The following is a 17123-nucleotide window of genomic DNA, read 5'->3' as shown; positions in this document are numbered from 1 at the left end:
TCCTGTTGTATATTAGTCAATTTCAATTTCACCTTGTAAATAGAGTCGCGCCTGACCTGTGATATTCACACGGTCGCCTGCAAGCTCACATTTGAGATATCCTCCGCGTTTTGATAATTGTTTGGCAGTCAATACATTTTTGGAAAGTTTTTCTGCCCAATAGGGAATGAGTGTTGTGTGAGCTGAGCCGGTGACGGGATCTTCATCAATTCCGGACTGCGGCGCAAAAAATCGCGAAACAAAATCTACATCACTCCCGGCAGCTGTCACTATGATACCTCTTGCGGGAATAGTTGAAAGGATGATGATATCAAAGTCCAGATTCTTAACGTCTTCTTCGGAGTCAAGAAGGACCAGATAATCAGTCTTGCCTTTGTACACTTCCGCCAGATTGTTAGTAATACTTTCTACTAATGCAGGCGGCGGAACAGCAATCTGATACTGGTCGATCGGGAAGTTCAGTGTAAGCCAGCCATCTACTCTTGTTACCGTTAGTTCTCCGCTTCGGGTAAAGAAGCTGATTTGCTCTTTCTCTTCATGCTGTATATTAAAAATCACATAAGCCGCAGCAAGTGTAGCATGACCACAAAGTTCAACTTCTACAGTCGGAGTGAACCAACGCAAATCAAATCCTGCGTCATTTTTCACATAAAATGCTGTTTCTGCCAGATTATTTTCAGCTGCTATATGAAGCATGGTTTCGTCAGAAAGCCATTCGTTCAAAGGCACAACTGCAGCCGGGTTTCCGCAAAAAAGTTTATCTGTAAAAGCGTCGACGTGATAGATCGGTAATTTCATAGGTAGTCACAAATGGTGGTACGTTTGTACCAAGGTATTAAAAATATTTTCTATTCAACGAAGTCGCACATTGGAAATTTTAAGATTCTTATTAGAAAGAGATAAAAAACAGGCATCCTATCGTTTTCTGTTCTTCATTCTGAGATAAACACCATTCGTCCAGCCAAATCCTTCCTGAATCTCATATTCTCCACCGCTTGCAACCAGATTGGTGTCTGATACATTGTATTTTTCGAGCAGTTTTCCGGAACTTTTGAATTCCTTCTCTATTAACGTCAGCCATTCGGCGCTGAGTTCATTTGCTGTTTTATGAAAGTTGTAATTGCGAAGACCACGATAAGTAATCCACTGTAAAGGAGCCCAGCCATTAGGGGCGTCCCATTGCTGACCTGATCTGACAAGTGTGGTAAGTAAGCCTCCTGATTTCAGGAAATTCAGTCTGATGTAGGCCCTTATATAATGAGATTGTGATTTATTTGCCAATTTGAAGAATAGAGGGAACGTGCCTGCTAATGTTATAGCACTTGTAAATTTCTTTTTCTTAAAATCGTAATCCATATAATAGTTGCGGAGTCCATCCCAAAAATAGGTCTGAATAGCTTCACAACGTTCTTTTGCAAGCTGCACATATTTATAATGAAGGTCAAACTGATCATTCAGAAAGTAGGCTTCAGCCAGCGTCTTTTCCAGATTATGCATCAGGCAATTCAGATCTATCGGTAGAATATCGGTGGTATGAATGGATGAAAAATCGCTTTCATCTTTAAACCATCTGCTACTGAAATCCCATCCCGATTCAGCAGCAGCTCTTACATGTCTGTAGAGTTCTTCCTTCGATGTTCTGTACTTCTCTTCTGCTTCTTCTGCCAGCTCTACATCTTCACCATAAGATTCCGGCCTGGGAGTTGCTTTATCGTCCCAATACCTGTTTAGCTTCACTCCAGAAGGAAGATTTACTACACGGCGATAGGCAGTGAACGGTTCCGTGAGGTTATCGCTGCCATCCATCCAGTAATTATACTCTTTCTGCAGCTGGCCCAGGTACTTTTTGAGTACTTTTTTACCTTCCATCTCACTGTACAGATTCACCATCAAAGAAAAAAACGGAGGTTGTGATCTGCTCAGATAGTAGGTTCTGTTGGCTGTGGGTACATATCCTAAGGTATCAATCAGATAAGAAAAGTTATTAATCATACCCTCTATCAGGTCACCACGTTTGGCCTCTTTCAGGCCAAGCATTGTGAAATAGCTGTCCCAATAGTATATCTCCCGGAATCGTCCTCCGGGAACAACGTATGCATAGGGTAGCGGGATCAGAGAACCGCCCCGTTCCTGGCTTTCAGGCTGGCGGGTGAGTACGTTCCAGAGGCTATTGATATGGGCTTCTGCACTGTCACTGGCTTCCGGAATGAAATCTGATTTAATTTCAGCTGCAGGTCGGAAATGTGAAAGTACAAACTCTTTAAGATCGAAGTCAGGATCACTTTTTTGCTGATAATACTGTTCTATGATCCATACTGGATCCTCCAGTGGTATACAATCGGCGAAAGTTTTTGAGTCTGAAAATATATGAGCATTTTGGACGTCCCGGAAAAGATTTCCGTATAAGTCTTCCGGTGAAATGTAAGATTGACCATAAGTAAAGGCCGGTGCGATAAATCCGTACACTATTCTTGTTTTAAAGGGTTCTTACGATAAATTTAAATGTCAATAACGCAGTGTATCTCGACATTGTTGCCTGTCAGTAGCAATTACTACAACTGGATCCTATACTTATAATTTCATGCCAAAAGCGCTATTTTACCTCTTGGAAAGTGAGTTTCGGAAGTCGTAACGCCTGCTCAATAATTTGAATTTCAATTCCTAATATACCGGCCTCAGAAGTTGCATCAATCTTTTCCGTGTCATCAGTAGGCTTATGGTAATCGTCGTGTCCGCCGGTATGAAAAAATAATACCGGAATTTGTTTAGCATAGAAAGAGCCATGGTCAGAGCCACCGCTACCGGCGTTATCCGTAAAAAATTTTGTCCCACTTTTTACGTCTTTAAAAACCTCAGGCCATTCAGATGCAGTTCCGTAACCACCAATGCCTACACCTCGACCTGCGTCATATCTGCCGATCATGTCCATATTGGTCATGAAGTTAACGGTATTAAGTGGTATTGTCGGATTATTAACAAAATGCTTTGAGCCAAGGAGTCCAAGTTCCTCTGCTCCGAATGCGATAAACAAAAAGTTACAGGATTCTTTTACATCATTTTTGGAAAAATAGCGAGCCAATTCCAAGAGGCCTGCTACACCTGATGCATTATCATCGGCTCCGTTGTGAATTTGTCCTTCCGGATTTTCAGCTTTTGAGCTTCCTTGTTTACCCATTCCCAGATGATCAAAGTGAGCACCTATAACAACGGTATAGGGAGCTCCATTGTCCAGAAAACCGATTACATTTTTAGTTTCTCTCAAACTATCCGGAACTACGACACGGCGTACCTTTGCGGTGAATGGTTGATAGTATCCTTCAGTTCCTTTGGGTTGCAACGCACACTTTTTGAATTGCTTTGCTACATATTTGGCAGCCTTTTCATTTTCTTTACTACCTGTGCCACGCCCTTTCATTTTGTCGGAAGCAAGGTAGGTAATGTGTTTGGTGATATTGTCAGGGGAGGGCTGTACAGATTGTGCTATTCCTGCAAAAGGAATAATAAGTAGTAACGCTACGAAAAAAAACTTCATCAAAGTAACTGGTAAGTAATATAATAGTTGACAGTTCGAATTCAGGCTCGAAATTATTTAGATTGGTTCAGGTCGTTAAAGCCTCTATTTTTTCAGCAGTGCTTCGTACACAACATCCATAATGGCCGTTCTGATATTGAGTTCCGAAATTTTATTATTCATGCGTGTCGGATAAACTCTGTTGGACAGAAATACATAGTTCAGGTTCCAGGCAGGATCGGCCCAGGTCATGATGCCGGTGTAGCCTGTATGTCCGAAGCTCGAAGGACTTGCATAGCGTGGGGCATTGCCGGTATACCTGAATGAAGGTTTGTCGAAGCCAATTCCACGCCGATTATCTATCTCAGGATACTGGTAACGTGTAAATTCAATAAGAGCATCTTTACTTAAAAGCTGTTCTCCTCCGTAATAACCGCGTTGCAGGTACATTTGCCAAACCTTCATCACGTCATTCGCATTTCCGAACAGCCCGGCATGACCACTCAATCCTCCGAGCATGGCGGCAGCCTCATCGTGTACCTGGCCGTGCAGTTGTGTCATTCTGAAAAATGTATCACGTTCTGTTTCAACAATTTCATCTGGTTTAAAAAAACGTTTTGGATTAAATGTCAGTGTATTTGCCCCGAGTTTGTTATAATAGTGATTTTTTAAATATTCCTCAAATCCTTCACCGGATAGGCTTTTTACGATTTGAGGATACAGAATGAATGACAGATCACTATACACATATCCCTCTTTGGCATTCAAGGGAGAGTCACGAATGGATTTAAAGATGATCTTGTCGTAATCCTTATGAATGAACAAACTGTCGCCCACTACAGATGTCGGATACTTATCTGAACGTGTGGTACTGAAAGTTTTTTTCTTCCATGAACCGTCTTCATTCTGTGCCTCTTTCCATAATACGATAAACGCTTTCAGCCCGGCACTATGGGTCAACACTTTACGCCATGGTAAATCTGCTTTGTTTGACTTTTTGAAATCCGGAAGATAATCTTTCATCGTTGCATCAAGATTAAATTTTTTCTGATCCCACAAACTCATCAATGCTAATGTCGAAGCGGTGATTTTGGTAACGGATGCCAGGTCGTAGACGTCAGTTAGTCTGACAGGTTGTAGTCCTTCATAAGTATGCTTGCCATATGCTTTTCTGAAAAATACTTTTCCGTCTTTTGCCAGTTGTACAACGCAGCCTGGCGTTGCTTTTTGATCAATAGCCAGATTTGCAATAGAATCAATTCGCGAGGTGATACGTCGCGAGTCAAGTCCAACCTCTTCAGGAATTGTATATTTTAACCGGCCGATGGAAGATATAGCAATACCTGAGTTATATGCGAAAGTGCTGTTTACTGCTACAGGCAGTTTCCCTTCTGCGGGTATTGCTCCAAATATCAATTGTGCGGTCAGATCCTGTGTGAATGGGGTGAGCTGGTAACCCATTACCAATGAGCTGGCTAAGTCCGGACTTTTAATTTTGTTCAACGCATAAGGATTTCCAAAAACAGAAACCACTGACCGCTTCATCTTCATCAGGTCATAAAGCAGATTGTTCATAGGCTCCGTCAGTCCATAGCTACTCTTTGGAGAGATACTTCCCAGATGTACACCAATCAGCAGTAAATTGTATGCGTCCAGTTTATTTTTTAAAGCGGTTAACTGACTTTCGGTTGGCTTTGATGGAATTGTGAAATGATCCATAGCCGAGTAAAGCGATAGCGTTTGCTGGAAAGTAGTAATGGTGTCAGCTCCAATAGATACCGAAGCGATTTTCAATGTGTCTAAATTCCTGAGCGGAAGCAGATCATGCTCATTTTTTAGTACAGTCAGTGCTTTCTCCGTGAGCAAACGGTTAGTCAGTTCAGCTGCTTTGGGGTTGAGATCTTCATAGAGGTTTTCCAGCTTGACTGGTTGGTAGTGATTAAGTCCAACCCATGCTTTGGCTTCAAGCACCTTGCGGCAGCGGCTGTCAATTTCTGATTGTGAAATACGTCCTTCGGCAATGCTTTTTTTGATTTCTGCCATGGTTTTGGATATATCCTCTGTGAATTCCAGGACATCCATACCAGCTTCCAGGCCCATCGCATCTGCTTTTCCATTCGGGAAGTGCTTGGTTACGCCTTTCATATTCATAGCATCGGAATAAATCAGTCCATTGAAGCCCAGTTTTCCCTGAAGTAGCTCTGTTACAATTGGTTTAGAAAGCGTAGAAGGTAGATTTGGTGTTTTGTCAAGTGCCGGGATGCTTAAATGCGCTATCATCATGCCGCTAAGTCCGTTGCTGATCAAGGCGCGGAAAGGGTACAATTCTAAAGAATCAAGTCTATTGACGTCATGTGCAATCAGTGGAAGATCAAAATGAGAATCAGTACCGGTGTCGCCATGACCCGGAAAATGTTTTGCGCTGGTTAGCAATCCGTTTTCCTGCATGCCACGCATGTACGCAATGGCTTTGTCGGCTACTTTGTATTTATTTTCTCCAAATGAACGGAAGCTGATTACAGGATTGTTCGGATTATTGTTGACATCCGCAACCGGCGCAAAATTGATATGCACCCCCAGGCGCCTTGCCTGTCTTGCAAGCTGAGCTCCCATTTCATAGATGAGTTCATTGTGACCTTGTATAGCGCCCAGGGTCATTTGGTAGGGATACCTGACGGTACTGTCAATTCTCATAGCAAGTCCGAATTCAGCATCCATGGCTATGAGCAAAGGAACCTTTGAAACGGACTGGAATTGGTTGGTGAGACGAGCCTGTGGTACAGGACCTCCCTGGAAAAAAACGACCCCACCAACTTTATTCTTACGGATCAGTTTTTCCACATAAGCAGGGTTGCTTGTCTTAGGATCTATAACAGCCCTTTTAACATCTGAAACAGCGGCTACCATAATGAGCTGTGCAATCCTTTCATCCGGTGTTAAACTAGCGAAAACGGAATCCACCCAGCGCTTTTGTTCATTCAGTAATATGGGTGGGGTATTGATCTGAGCTTTTAGCTGTTGAACTGTCAGAAGTGTACACAAAAAAAGGAATAGAAGATTTTTTCTCATGGGAAAGAATAAAAACAAATCATTTTTCAAAGGTTGGAAAACCGCGGCATTAATCCTACCTAACGATTAAAGTTATTGCATCTGAAACTAAGGTAGAAAAACTCCCAGTGCTAAGCCAGCGATGATGATGAGCCAGGATGGTGTTTTTGTAAATGCCATGATCAATAATGTAGCGATAACCGTAAGGACAGGCTGCGTATTTTCTGCCATGGGACCGAACATAGACATAGCCGCTGCAATGGTAAGACCGCAGCTGGCAGCATGAATTCCCTGAAGAGAAGCCCTTATTCCCCGGTATCTTTTCAGTTGATCCCAAAAAGGATAGGCAAAAAAAATGAAAAATGTACCAGGCAGGAATATTCCGGCAGTAGCAACAAAGCCTCCGATGATCTGGCCCGTAATGCCTTCCGGTTGCATGGACATACTTCCCACATAAGTGGCTATGGAAAATACGGGTCCGGGTACGACCTGCGTAAGTGCCATTCCGGACAAAAATTCCTGTTCAGTCAGATAGCTTTTGAAACTTACAAATTCGTTATATAAAATCGGGATCAATACCTGTCCTCCACCAAAAACCAGACTTCCGTTCCGGTAGAAGTTTTCGAATAATCTGACAGGGAGGGATTGGGTAATTTTTCCTACCAGAGCGGCTACAATAAGCACTGATATCCAGAAAATGAGCGGACGCCAGGTAATTCTGATCGGTGCTCTTTCCATTTTTTCATGTTTCTTGAAATTAAGCGATGCCGCAATCCCACCACTTACTATGAGTATAGGCGTTGTGTAGGGTGAAGGATAGAGGTAAGCAAGAATGATAGAAACCAAAAGCAAAGTCCAGGATTGAACGTCATGGATCACTTTTCTGGCAATTGAGTAGGCCCCATACATCAGAAACGCAACTGCCATTGGTCCGACGAACCGGGTAAATGAGAGTGATATCTGGTTTTTTTCAAGATAGTGTATACCGATTGCTGCCAGCGTCATGAGGATCATTGCCGGTAACGACCAAACCAGAAGTGTAAGGTAGGCAAGAGGTTGCCCGCCGATTTTAAGACTGATGGCAGTAACAGTCTGCGTAGAGCTGGGGCCCGGAAGTACCTGGCAAAGTGCCTGTAGCTCGAGTAATTCTTCTTCCGTAATATACCCTCTTTTTCTAACCAGCCGCTCGATCATCATCATCAAATGTACCTGCGGACCTCCGAATGCTGTACAGGACAGCAGCAGAACGTCCAGCAGGTAGATGATATAGCGAAAACGCCGGATGGGATGCGTCACCTTGTCAAAATATCAATGTGAAATTCAACACGAAGCCAAAGCCATACGAGGTCTGCATCATGACTTTATTTTTTTAATCCAAGTTCACGGAGTCTTTCATCCAGGAATTCACCGGAGGTCATATCAACATATAGCTTTGGGTTTTCTGAAGAAATGCAGCTTTCCAATGATGTAAGATCCATATCAGCACGCGGGTGCATAAAGAAGGGAATCGAATACCTTGAAGTCCCCATTTTCTCCCGCGGAGGATTTACTACCCGATGAATGGTAGATTTTAGTTTGTGGTTGGTGAGGCGGTCAAGCATATCACCAACATTCACCACAATCTGATCTGGTAACGCTGTGATTGCAATCCACTGTCCGTCTCTCCGTAACACTTCCAGTCCTTCTGCACTTGCTCCCATAAGCAATGTAATCAGATTAATATCCCCATGTGCTGCTGCGCGTACAGCGCCCTCCGGTACAAGTTCAGGATTTGGAATTGGGAAATAGTGAAGTGCACGCAGAATACTGTCCCCATTCTTTACCTTCTCTTCGAAGTAAGTTTCAGGTAGATCCAGGTAAATGGCAATGGCTTTTAGTAATGTTTTGCCGGCATTTTCGAAGGTTTGATAAACCTGAAGCGTGTATTCTTTAAATTCAGGTAGTTCCTCAGGGAAAACGTTTCCTGGCATATCACCTATCGGATCCGGCTGACCTATGTGATAAAATTCTTTCAGGTCGGCAACCTTAAATCCTTTGGCGGTTTCTTTTCCTTTGGCAATGTAACCTCTCTGACCAAATAATTCGGGATGTTCATATTGTTTTTTTTGCTCATCCGGAAGGGAGAAAAACTTCTGAACGGTATCGTATAAGTTCAGGCGAAGGTCATCACTAAGTCCGTGATTTTTGATAGCAACAAAACCGATATTTGTAAATGCTGCGCCAAGATCTGCTACAAACTTTTCTTTTTGTTCCGTATTTCCGGAAGTGAAGTCCAGCAAGTCTAATGAGGGTACTTCGTTCAATAATGCAGGTTCCATAGTTTGATTTTTATGCAAAGTATAAAACAATACGTTGTTCATGCAACTAAATAGATAGGAAGAATCATCTTTTAGTATTTTTGTGCTCGTATGGCAAAAAGTAAAAAGCAGGCTTCAAAAACTTCTGAATCTACCTATTTAAAACCATTGCCTGCCAAAGGTTGGGCAATTATTGCTGGTATTATTATTCTTATTGGAGCACTTTTTTGGTGGAAAGATACCACAGATGAGAACCAGTGGGAGTTCATCAGTAAGTTTGGTATCAAATTACCTTTGCGATATCCTGTTCATGGAATTGATGTTTCGCATCATAATGCGAAAATTAACTGGGATAAACTTAAAAATGCCAGAACGGAACAGGTAGGTATAGATTTCGTGTATATCAAAGCCACCGAAGGCGCAACGCATCTCGACAGGCAGTTTCAACGTAACTGGAGGGAGGCAAAACGAGTAGGGATGAGGCGGGGTGCCTATCATTTCTATAATCCAAGGGTTATGTCAGATCGCCAAGTAGCCAATTTTATAGGGCAGGTACGGCTGGAACCAGGCGATTTGCCACCGGTTCTGGATCTGGAGGTAGATGCAAAGAAACCCAATGAGATTATTGTGAAAGGCGTCCGGAATTGGCTTGTTTTGATTGAAAAGCACTACGGGGTCAGGCCAATCATTTACGTCAACGAGTATTTTTATAACAAATACATTGCCGGAAATTTTGATGATTATCCATTATGGCTGGCAGGATATTCACGAACCGATGTGAATGATTTAGCTACGGACGCTCAGGTACTTTTCTGGCAACATAGTGAAAAAGGTTGGGCTGATGGAATCAAAGGATTTGTTGATTACAATGTGTTTTTGCACGAGCCGGAAGACTGGGAGAGGCTTTCGGAATAAAAAAGAGTTTTTATATTCAGGAAAGAGCAGAATCACATGATTCTGCTCTTCTTTATTTCATCACTCAAGCCAGCGGTTCCTGCTGGCTCAGACAGTGAAAACTTCCCTGTCCCCAGATAATCTCTGTGGCTTCAAGTGGGATGATTTTTCTTCCGGGAAAGGCTTGCCCTAGTAAATCAATGGCGATGGTATCATTCGGATTGTTGAAAACCGGTACAATTACGCCGGCATTACATATCAAAAAGTTAGCATAAGAACCTGGTGTCCTGAAACCATCAATCACCACAGCTTTGGGCATGGGTAGCTCAATGATGTTCAGTTGCTTCCCATTTAGCAGGCGCATTTCTTTCAACATATTCAGATTGGTGTTCAATACCTGATAGTTTTCGTCATTTCTATCACTTTCTACGCAGGCAACGATTGTATCTTCATTTACAAATCGCGTGGTATCGTCAATATGTCCATCTGTGTCATCGCCTACAATACCATCTTCAACCCATAGAACCTGTTCCACACCATAGAAGCTATAAAGGAATTCTTCAATGACAGTCTGGCTTAAATGTGGATTACGATTTTTATTTAAGAGGCAGGATTTGCTGGTAAGCAGCGTACCGGCACCATTGAAGTCAACAGCGCCGCCTTCCATGATAATACCCGGACTTACCACTGGCAAACCGAGATACTGAGCTACGGCACGTGGTGTTCTGTTGTCATCGTCGTACGGAGGATATTTGCCTCCCCATGCATTGTGTCCCCAGTCTACGATCATTTTTTCCTTCGTTTCCGGATTAATCAGGAAAGCCGGGCCATGGTCGCGACACCAGGCATCGTTCGTTGGCTTTACAATAAATTCTATTTTGTTCAGATCGACATTGATCTTTTCTAGTTCGGTAGTGATGAAGCTTTTTAATTGCTCATCGTTTGCAATAATCCCTACATTTTCTCCTTCACTGATCGCTTTGATAAAGTTCAGATACTGAGGACGCATCTTCGCGAGCTTGTCTCCCTGCCAGGAAGCGTCGTTATGAGGAAACGTCAACCAGGTGGCTCTGTGTGGATGCCATTCTGCCGGAAAAATAAATCCTGAATCTTTGGGTGTGGTGAAAAAGTTGCTTTCTGACACGATGTAAAGGCTTGCGAATGATTGATTATTACTATGCAAAGTTCGTAAACCGTGATTGAATAAAAACCGTTCGCTCAATTTAATATCTTAAACGTAATTAAGTGTATATGAATAGTTACTTAAAATCGCTAATTTGTTCTGTTCTTAGATTGTTTAGTGATGAAAGATATAATTCTGTACGCTATTCCGGTGTTTGTATTTTCTCTGATAGCGGAGATATTATATTTCCGCCAACAGCAAAAGCACAACAATCACTATCAGGTGAAGGACACCACCAGCAGTCTATCGATGGGGATAGGAAATGTAGTGACCGGTTTTGCTTCCAAAGTGGTTGTATTTGGTGCATTGGTACTCGTGTATCAATATCGCATTTTCGAGCCGGCCAGAAACGTATGGTGGTATTGGATACTGATCTTTTTTGCGGATGATTTCAGCTACTACTGGTTTCACCGAATGAGTCATCAGATTCGCTATTTCTGGGCATCACATGTGGTTCACCATTCTTCGGAATTCTATAATCTGGGTACTGCCTTGCGCCAGACCTGGACCGGAAACATCACAGGATCATTCCTCTTTTATCTATGGATGCCTTTTGTAGGGTTCCATCCAGTTGATATTGTTTTTATGCAGGCAGTAAGTTTATTGTATCAGTTCTGGATTCATACTGAGGCAATTGATAAGATGCCCCGATTTTTTGAGCTGATATTCAATACACCTTCTCATCACAGGGTTCACCACGGTTCGGACATTAAGTATCTGGATAAAAACCATGCAGGTATTCTCATTATCTGGGATCGGATGTTCGGGACGTTTCAGGCCGAGGAGGAGAGACCTCAATATGGGTTGACACAAAATTTGAACACCTATAACATTTTCTCAATCGCATTTCATGAGTGGAGATCGATTGTAAATGATATATCCAAAGCACCTGACCTGAAGGCGGGCTTTGGATATATTTTTGGTCCTCCGGGCTGGAGCCATGATGGATCCAGAAAAACTACGAAGCAGCTCCGTGAAGAAATGAAAACTTCTGAGCCAGTTAAAGATTACGTTGAGTAAAAATCTATTGTGCCATCACCATATTAGCTACCAGATAAGTGCCTTCTTCTGTTTCCAGATTGTAGGCCTTGTTAACCCTCCGTGCTTTGGTTTGTATCAAGCCAACTTTCCAACTCGATACGATTCCGGTTTCAGGTTCATAATGATAAAGAATATCGTTTTTGCAGAGTTGTTTCATTTTCTTCTTGCCATTGCTGGTTTGTACCCTGTGATGAGGTGTTGCTTCTATCAACAGCGCCGGCACCAAAGGCTCATTTCCATGGTGCATACCATTTGCAGGACGAAGGTATATAGCCGTAAGTAAAGAAGAAGGTTTTTCGAAAACTGCTACCTGTTTTACCTGTGTGGTGATCATTTTTCCGTTCCTGCAGGTTGTTACATTTTCACCAACCCTGACTTTGGAAATGGCTTTGGAGCTACCATCTGCCATCATCACCGATGCCTTATCAGAGAAATATTCATCATGTTTATTCTTTTTGGCTTTCAGTCTGGTATCGCAAATCGTCACTTCCACGGCACCGGTTTGCGCGGTAACAGGCCCTGAAACAAATGCCAACATGTACATGGCAATACTCATTTTGATAAACATCCTAGTCATACTTCAAATTAAGCTTTTGAAACTTTTACAAATACCCTCCCCAGAGCATTAGGCAGCGCACCCATGCAAATCAGGATTAATCCCGAAGTAATCAGTGTAGACATGTGAGCGAAGAATGTTCCGGACGATAGTATGGCAAGGATAAGGATAGTCGAGAAAGGCAATGAGAAAGCCAGCAGAAGTACTGCCAATTCAAGATCGAATGTCCTTTTTTCCTTCGGTATATATTTGGCATCTTCCCTGAGGTTAAATGCAGATATATGCGCAAGAGGCCAGAAACTTGCAGCACTTAACGGAATCACAATGGCGAGCAGGACCATGGAGAGATCGCTGATGTTAAGGATGTAAATCATCCCGGCGCTGATGAGCATTGTAATGCCTGCCCTGAAGAATAATATACTTGCAACAATGCGCTTCTTACCTTCTTTAAGCTGCACAGCAAGGCCAATGAATAACAGTACGAGTGGCGTCATCATAGCACTCGTTTTGTCAAATACATCAGTGACCACATACGGTAATGTATTGTAATTGATACCAAAGCTTAGTAATATGATTGCCAGTAAAATAAGCGCGTTGATCGGTTCCTGAAACATGCTTAAAAACAGGCTTTTCAGCTTGTCCGCCATCTTTGTCTCTTTCTTTTCCTCGTTGCTGTTTTTCAGGAACATATTCATGGCAAGGATATATAGCGAAATCAGAACAAAGAACTTGTTGCCGACATCAGCAAGGGCGGCAATCGCAAGACTCTTTTCTCCCAAAAATTCGGCAATAAAAGGAAAGCAGGACAAACCCGGCGCAAGCGATGGAATCAGCATCATGAGTGTTCTTCCTGTCGGACTGTTTTTTTCGATACCAAATAGCGTAAAGGCCAGTGGTGCAGAAAAGAACATGAGGAAGTTAAAAACCAGGGTTACCAATGGGATAATAATCATGGACGAATCCATTTCTATTTTCATCAGAGAAATGAAAATAGTTGACGGCAGTGCGACGGATAATATGATTTCCTTTATACCATTGGTCTGCTCTTTGTTTTTGAATTTCCCTTTCAGAAAGAGGCCCAGAGCAATCAGTAAAAGGAGTGTTATGGTTTTTTGCAGTGCATCACTCATAAGTAAAGAACTTTTGGATTGTCGATTTTTTGAATGAGGTTAACAAGCGCGAAGGCGATAGGTGAATTTTGGGAATATCAGGAGGGCAAAAGATGGAGCAAGGAAGTCAGGATGCAGTCCCGACTTCCTGAGCTGTTTAACTCAATTGACCAAGGGCGCTTACGAATGTTTTCATTTCATCCATAGTTCCAATACTCACACGGCACCATGGCTTGTCCAATATTTCAAAAGCACGTATCGATATTCCCTGAGCAGACATTTTTGTCAGAAGTTCCTTCCCTGATATTGTTATTGGGAAAAGGACAAAATTGGTGTAGGAAGGAATGTATTTGTATCCCATTTTATCCAGGTTGGTATACAGGTATTTTTTAGCCTCATGATTCAGTTTGCGGGTCATGTCCTGAAATTCGTTGTCGTCCATGCTCGCAGATGATGCGGCTACAGTTGTGCTGCAAATACTGAATCCACCACGTGTGATTTTATTGATTTCTTTCAGGAATGATGGCTGTGCAACCATATAGCCGAAACGCAAACCTGCCATTCCCATTATTTTGGAGAAAGTACGGGCTACGATCACGTTTTTGTTTTGAGATAGGAGTGAAACCATGCTCTGCGTATCCGCACCAACTGCAAGCTCGATATAAGCTTCATCAACGAAAACAGGTACTTTTTCAGAAACACGTGAACAGAAGTCAAGCAGATCCTGACCTTTGGTAATAGCGCCGGTTGGATTGTTTGGGTTGCAGACATAAACCAGTTTGGTGTCTTTGTCGATTGCTGCTTCCATCGCTTTGAGATCATGTGACCAATCGGTAGTACAAGGAATTGGTTTCCATGTTGCACCTACTGACTCGGCTACCCTGATCATTGACATGTAACAGGGGTCAGCTGAAACAATATTTCCGCCATTCATAAAAAGGACGATTGCTACTTTTTCAAGAAGATCCGAAGACCCCGGCGCTACCATAAGGTAATCAGTTGTGACACCTTCTTTTTTAGCAACTTTCGCAATGAGATCCTGCATATCTTTCCCGGCGTAACGGTTTCCGGTTTTAATGGAATCAATAACAGCTTTTTGGGCGGATGCCGGTGGCCCATAAGGATTTTCGTTGGAACTGAGACGGGTAGTAACTTTTGGCACTTTGAAATCAGCAGGTAAATAATGCTCCCGCACCATCGGACTTCTGAAAATGCGGTTCTCAGGATCAAGAGAAAGTGGTGCACCAGAAAAAGCGCCCATGCTAAGATGTGGAGCCAAAGTCAATCCTCCGATTGCCATTAAGCCGGATTTTAACAAATTACGACGGTCGATCATTTGATTCATTGCCTTCATGTTTAGTAATAGGTGACGATTGTTGTTTTATTAAATATGTTTGTTCGATATGGATATCAGTGAATGCATTTTGAACCTTGCTTTATTTAGCCTGAATTTGAGACAGCCTGGTAAATGCGATTCCTTTATGAGTTCCCGTCCATGAAAGATCAGAGATCAGAGCAGCCGGAGTAGTGGCAGTACCTTTGGTGATCAGGAATTTCTCCCATGAAGTAGGTACAGTCACCAATCCATTCGCATCAGAGGTAAACTCACCAATAGTGCCGGTCTCATAAACAGACGGTCGCACCTGCGTTCTGTAAGTCAGTGTGATTTTTACGCCTGACACAGGAATCGAATCAATTCCTTTTGTATGGTCCAGGATATGGGTTTTATCCAGTTCCAGCAAGCGAGCAGAAAGCGTAAGGGTTTGGCTGTTCAAGGGATAAGAGACAGATGGTTTTGCGGAAAATGGCGCTCCGAATGCTGCCCCTACGATATCTACTAAAACAGGGGTGACATTGTTATCTAAAAGTGGATCTTCAACCTTGCAAGACACTATAGCTATTGTAGCTATCATTCCAAGTACCAGTTTTTTTATATTTTTCATAAGTCATTTATTAGCTGTTAAAGTCAATTTGTAAAGTACCGGCTATTACTTTTCTGCCCACCACAGCTTTGTTCTCATATCGTCAGGTCCGCCGTTTAGTGCTACACCTGCTTTCACCGCCTTATCATTCAATGAGAATTCTGAAGCAGGATAATTGAATCGTGTTGGAAGAACCCCATCATTTTTCAACACTGCACGTGTGTCGGGTGCCGGGAAAACAGGGAATCCTGTACGACGCCATTCTGCCCATGCCTCAATGCCTTGTGCAAACAGGGAAACCCATTTTTGCTCCAGTACTTTTTCACGTGTGACCGTTCCCAGAGCACTGGTAAATGCATCCGGTACTGTGAGACCATATTGTTCAAAAGAAGCTTTGATGGCTGTGTCAAAGTAAGTTTTTGCATTTCCTGTAATGTCTCCGTCTAAGGCAGCCTCGGAAAGAATAAAGTTCAGTTCAGAGAAAGTCATAATTACTTCGGGAGCATCCGCTTTGGTGAATGCGCTGCCGATGGTGGAGCTGGTCGCCAGGTAGGAAGTGGCGATTGCATCCGGCAAGCCATTCGGATGGCCCTGATAAACACCTTCCTTGTTTGGATTTGCATAAACAGTGATTCGTGTATCGCCCAATGCATTCATCTTATCAGCAAGCGTTTTACTGATATTCCAGTCCGTTCTGCCACCCTGAATCATCACCTGGTTCCATTCGTTGTTGCTTGGCAGAACCGAGGTGCATTTTAGTGATGCATTGTCAGCATTGCTGGTAAAAATAGGGTAGGTAACAGGATCACCCAATATCTCAGCCATAATCGCACGTGATTCTGATGGCTTTTTAGCAGCCTGACGATTGGCCAAACGCAAACGGAGTGAGTTTGCAAATTTCTTCCATCTGAGAATATTGCCTGAGTAAAGAATATCACCCGCTATCGCAGGACCTCCCACTGTTAACTTTGCATTTGCGGTTTTCAGATCATTTAACATGCCTGCGTATATTTCTTCCATCGAATCATACTTAGGCGTATAAATGGCATCCGATGCGGTTCCTTTAATTGCATCGGAATAGGGAATTGCCCCATACATGTCCGTCAACAGAGAAAATACCCAGGTGCGCATCACCAATGCCACGCCTTCATAATTGGCATTTGGATTAGCAGATCCTTCTCCTGTCTGAATAATGATTCGTTGGAAATTCAGTTGGGAATCATTGTAAAAGCCTTTCCAGTTATTTGAGATTAGAGCCGGCGACACTGTATAATCGTCACCTTCGTTACTATAAATGTTTCGGGTAAGGTGCTGTACGTAAAGTTCTGCTGCATCTATGTTAATCCTCTCAAACCGATCGCGGTGTCCCCAATAGCGGTCTATGGCGGTTTCCAGACCGGTTGGAAGAAGATATTGCGGGCCTATCGCTGTCGGAGCGTTCGGGTTCACATTCATTTCGTCAAAATCTTTGGTACAGCTTGTGGCACTGAGAATTCCTGCGAGCGCTGTAGCCCAGATAGCTTTATGATTAAATATGTTTTTCATCAGAAAGTGCTTTTATG

At 42.8% G+C, this 17123-nt stretch carries 14 protein-coding genes; 2 read left to right on the top strand and 12 right to left on the bottom strand.

Going from position 1 to position 17123, the window contains the following annotated elements:
* Positions 1-12: 12 nt before the first annotated feature.
* The 6 genes from AC1XUE_RS17110 to AC1XUE_RS17085 all read right to left on the bottom strand — a co-directional run bounded on the left by AC1XUE_RS17110 (position 13) and on the right by AC1XUE_RS17085 (position 8877).
* Positions 13-798, bottom strand: a complete 786-nt coding sequence (locus AC1XUE_RS17110) for a PhzF family phenazine biosynthesis protein (RefSeq protein ID WP_483357204.1) — start codon at positions 796-798, stop codon at positions 13-15.
* 117 nt (positions 799-915) lie between these two features.
* The gene (gene treA / locus AC1XUE_RS17105; protein ID WP_483357203.1) at positions 916-2466 is read right to left on the bottom strand and encodes an alpha,alpha-trehalase TreA; all 1551 of its coding nucleotides are present in this window, start codon (positions 2464-2466) and stop codon (positions 916-918) included.
* 127 nt (positions 2467-2593) lie between these two features.
* Positions 2594-3532 carry a M20/M25/M40 family metallo-hydrolase gene (locus tag AC1XUE_RS17100; RefSeq protein WP_483357202.1) on the bottom strand — a complete coding sequence of 313 codons (939 nt, stop codon included), beginning with the start codon at positions 3530-3532 and terminating at the stop codon, positions 2594-2596.
* An 84-nt stretch (positions 3533-3616) separates the two neighbouring features.
* Positions 3617-6580 (bottom strand): serine hydrolase domain-containing protein, encoded by a 2964-nt coding sequence (locus AC1XUE_RS17095; RefSeq protein ID WP_483357201.1) that lies wholly within the window; start codon positions 6578-6580, stop codon positions 3617-3619.
* Positions 6581-6667: 87 nt separating this feature from the next.
* The gene (gene chrA / locus AC1XUE_RS17090; protein WP_483357200.1) at positions 6668-7855 is read right to left on the bottom strand and encodes a chromate efflux transporter; all 1188 of its coding nucleotides are present in this window, start codon (positions 7853-7855) and stop codon (positions 6668-6670) included.
* Positions 7856-7920: 65 nt separating this feature from the next.
* Entirely contained in the window at positions 7921-8877 is a 957-nt protein-coding gene (locus AC1XUE_RS17085) for an isopenicillin N synthase family dioxygenase (RefSeq protein WP_483357199.1), read from the bottom strand.
* 90 nt (positions 8878-8967) lie between these two features.
* On the opposite strand from AC1XUE_RS17085, the gene AC1XUE_RS17080 reads away from it, so the two are divergent.
* Positions 8968-9771: a glycoside hydrolase family 25 protein gene (locus AC1XUE_RS17080; protein WP_483357198.1), complete on the top strand. Its 804-nt coding sequence runs from the start codon at positions 8968-8970 to the stop codon at positions 9769-9771.
* Positions 9772-9835: 64 nt separating this feature from the next.
* On the opposite strand, the gene AC1XUE_RS17075 is transcribed toward AC1XUE_RS17080, so the two are convergent.
* Complete coding sequence (locus tag AC1XUE_RS17075; RefSeq protein WP_483358004.1) at positions 9836-10894, bottom strand: agmatine deiminase family protein; 1059 nt, start codon at positions 10892-10894, stop codon at positions 9836-9838.
* A gap of 159 nt (positions 10895-11053) precedes the next feature.
* On the opposite strand from AC1XUE_RS17075, the gene AC1XUE_RS17070 reads away from it, so the two are divergent.
* Positions 11054-11953: a sterol desaturase family protein gene (locus AC1XUE_RS17070; RefSeq protein WP_483357197.1), complete on the top strand. Its 900-nt coding sequence runs from the start codon at positions 11054-11056 to the stop codon at positions 11951-11953.
* A gap of 4 nt (positions 11954-11957) precedes the next feature.
* Here the strand turns inward: AC1XUE_RS17070 and AC1XUE_RS17065 are convergent, their stop codons facing one another.
* The 5 genes from AC1XUE_RS17065 to AC1XUE_RS17045 form a co-directional block, all read right to left on the bottom strand.
* The gene (locus AC1XUE_RS17065) at positions 11958-12551 is read right to left on the bottom strand and encodes a hypothetical protein (RefSeq protein ID WP_483357196.1); all 594 of its coding nucleotides are present in this window, start codon (positions 12549-12551) and stop codon (positions 11958-11960) included.
* An 8-nt stretch (positions 12552-12559) separates the two neighbouring features.
* Complete coding sequence (locus tag AC1XUE_RS17060; RefSeq protein ID WP_483357195.1) at positions 12560-13660, bottom strand: AEC family transporter; 1101 nt, start codon at positions 13658-13660, stop codon at positions 12560-12562.
* A gap of 136 nt (positions 13661-13796) precedes the next feature.
* Positions 13797-14984, bottom strand: a complete 1188-nt coding sequence (locus tag AC1XUE_RS17055; RefSeq protein ID WP_483357194.1) for a pyridoxal phosphate-dependent aminotransferase — start codon at positions 14982-14984, stop codon at positions 13797-13799.
* 91 nt (positions 14985-15075) lie between these two features.
* On the bottom strand, positions 15076-15582 hold the full coding sequence (locus AC1XUE_RS17050; protein ID WP_483357193.1) for a hypothetical protein: 507 nt from the start codon (positions 15580-15582) through the stop codon (positions 15076-15078).
* 45 nt (positions 15583-15627) lie between these two features.
* Positions 15628-17106 (bottom strand): SusD/RagB family nutrient-binding outer membrane lipoprotein, encoded by a 1479-nt coding sequence (locus AC1XUE_RS17045; protein WP_483357192.1) that lies wholly within the window; start codon positions 17104-17106, stop codon positions 15628-15630.
* Positions 17107-17123: the final 17 nt, after the last annotated feature.

Source organism: Dyadobacter sp. HNCC25DJ187, from assembly GCF_056895255.1.
This window is presented reverse-complemented; position numbering and strand designations above follow the sequence as displayed.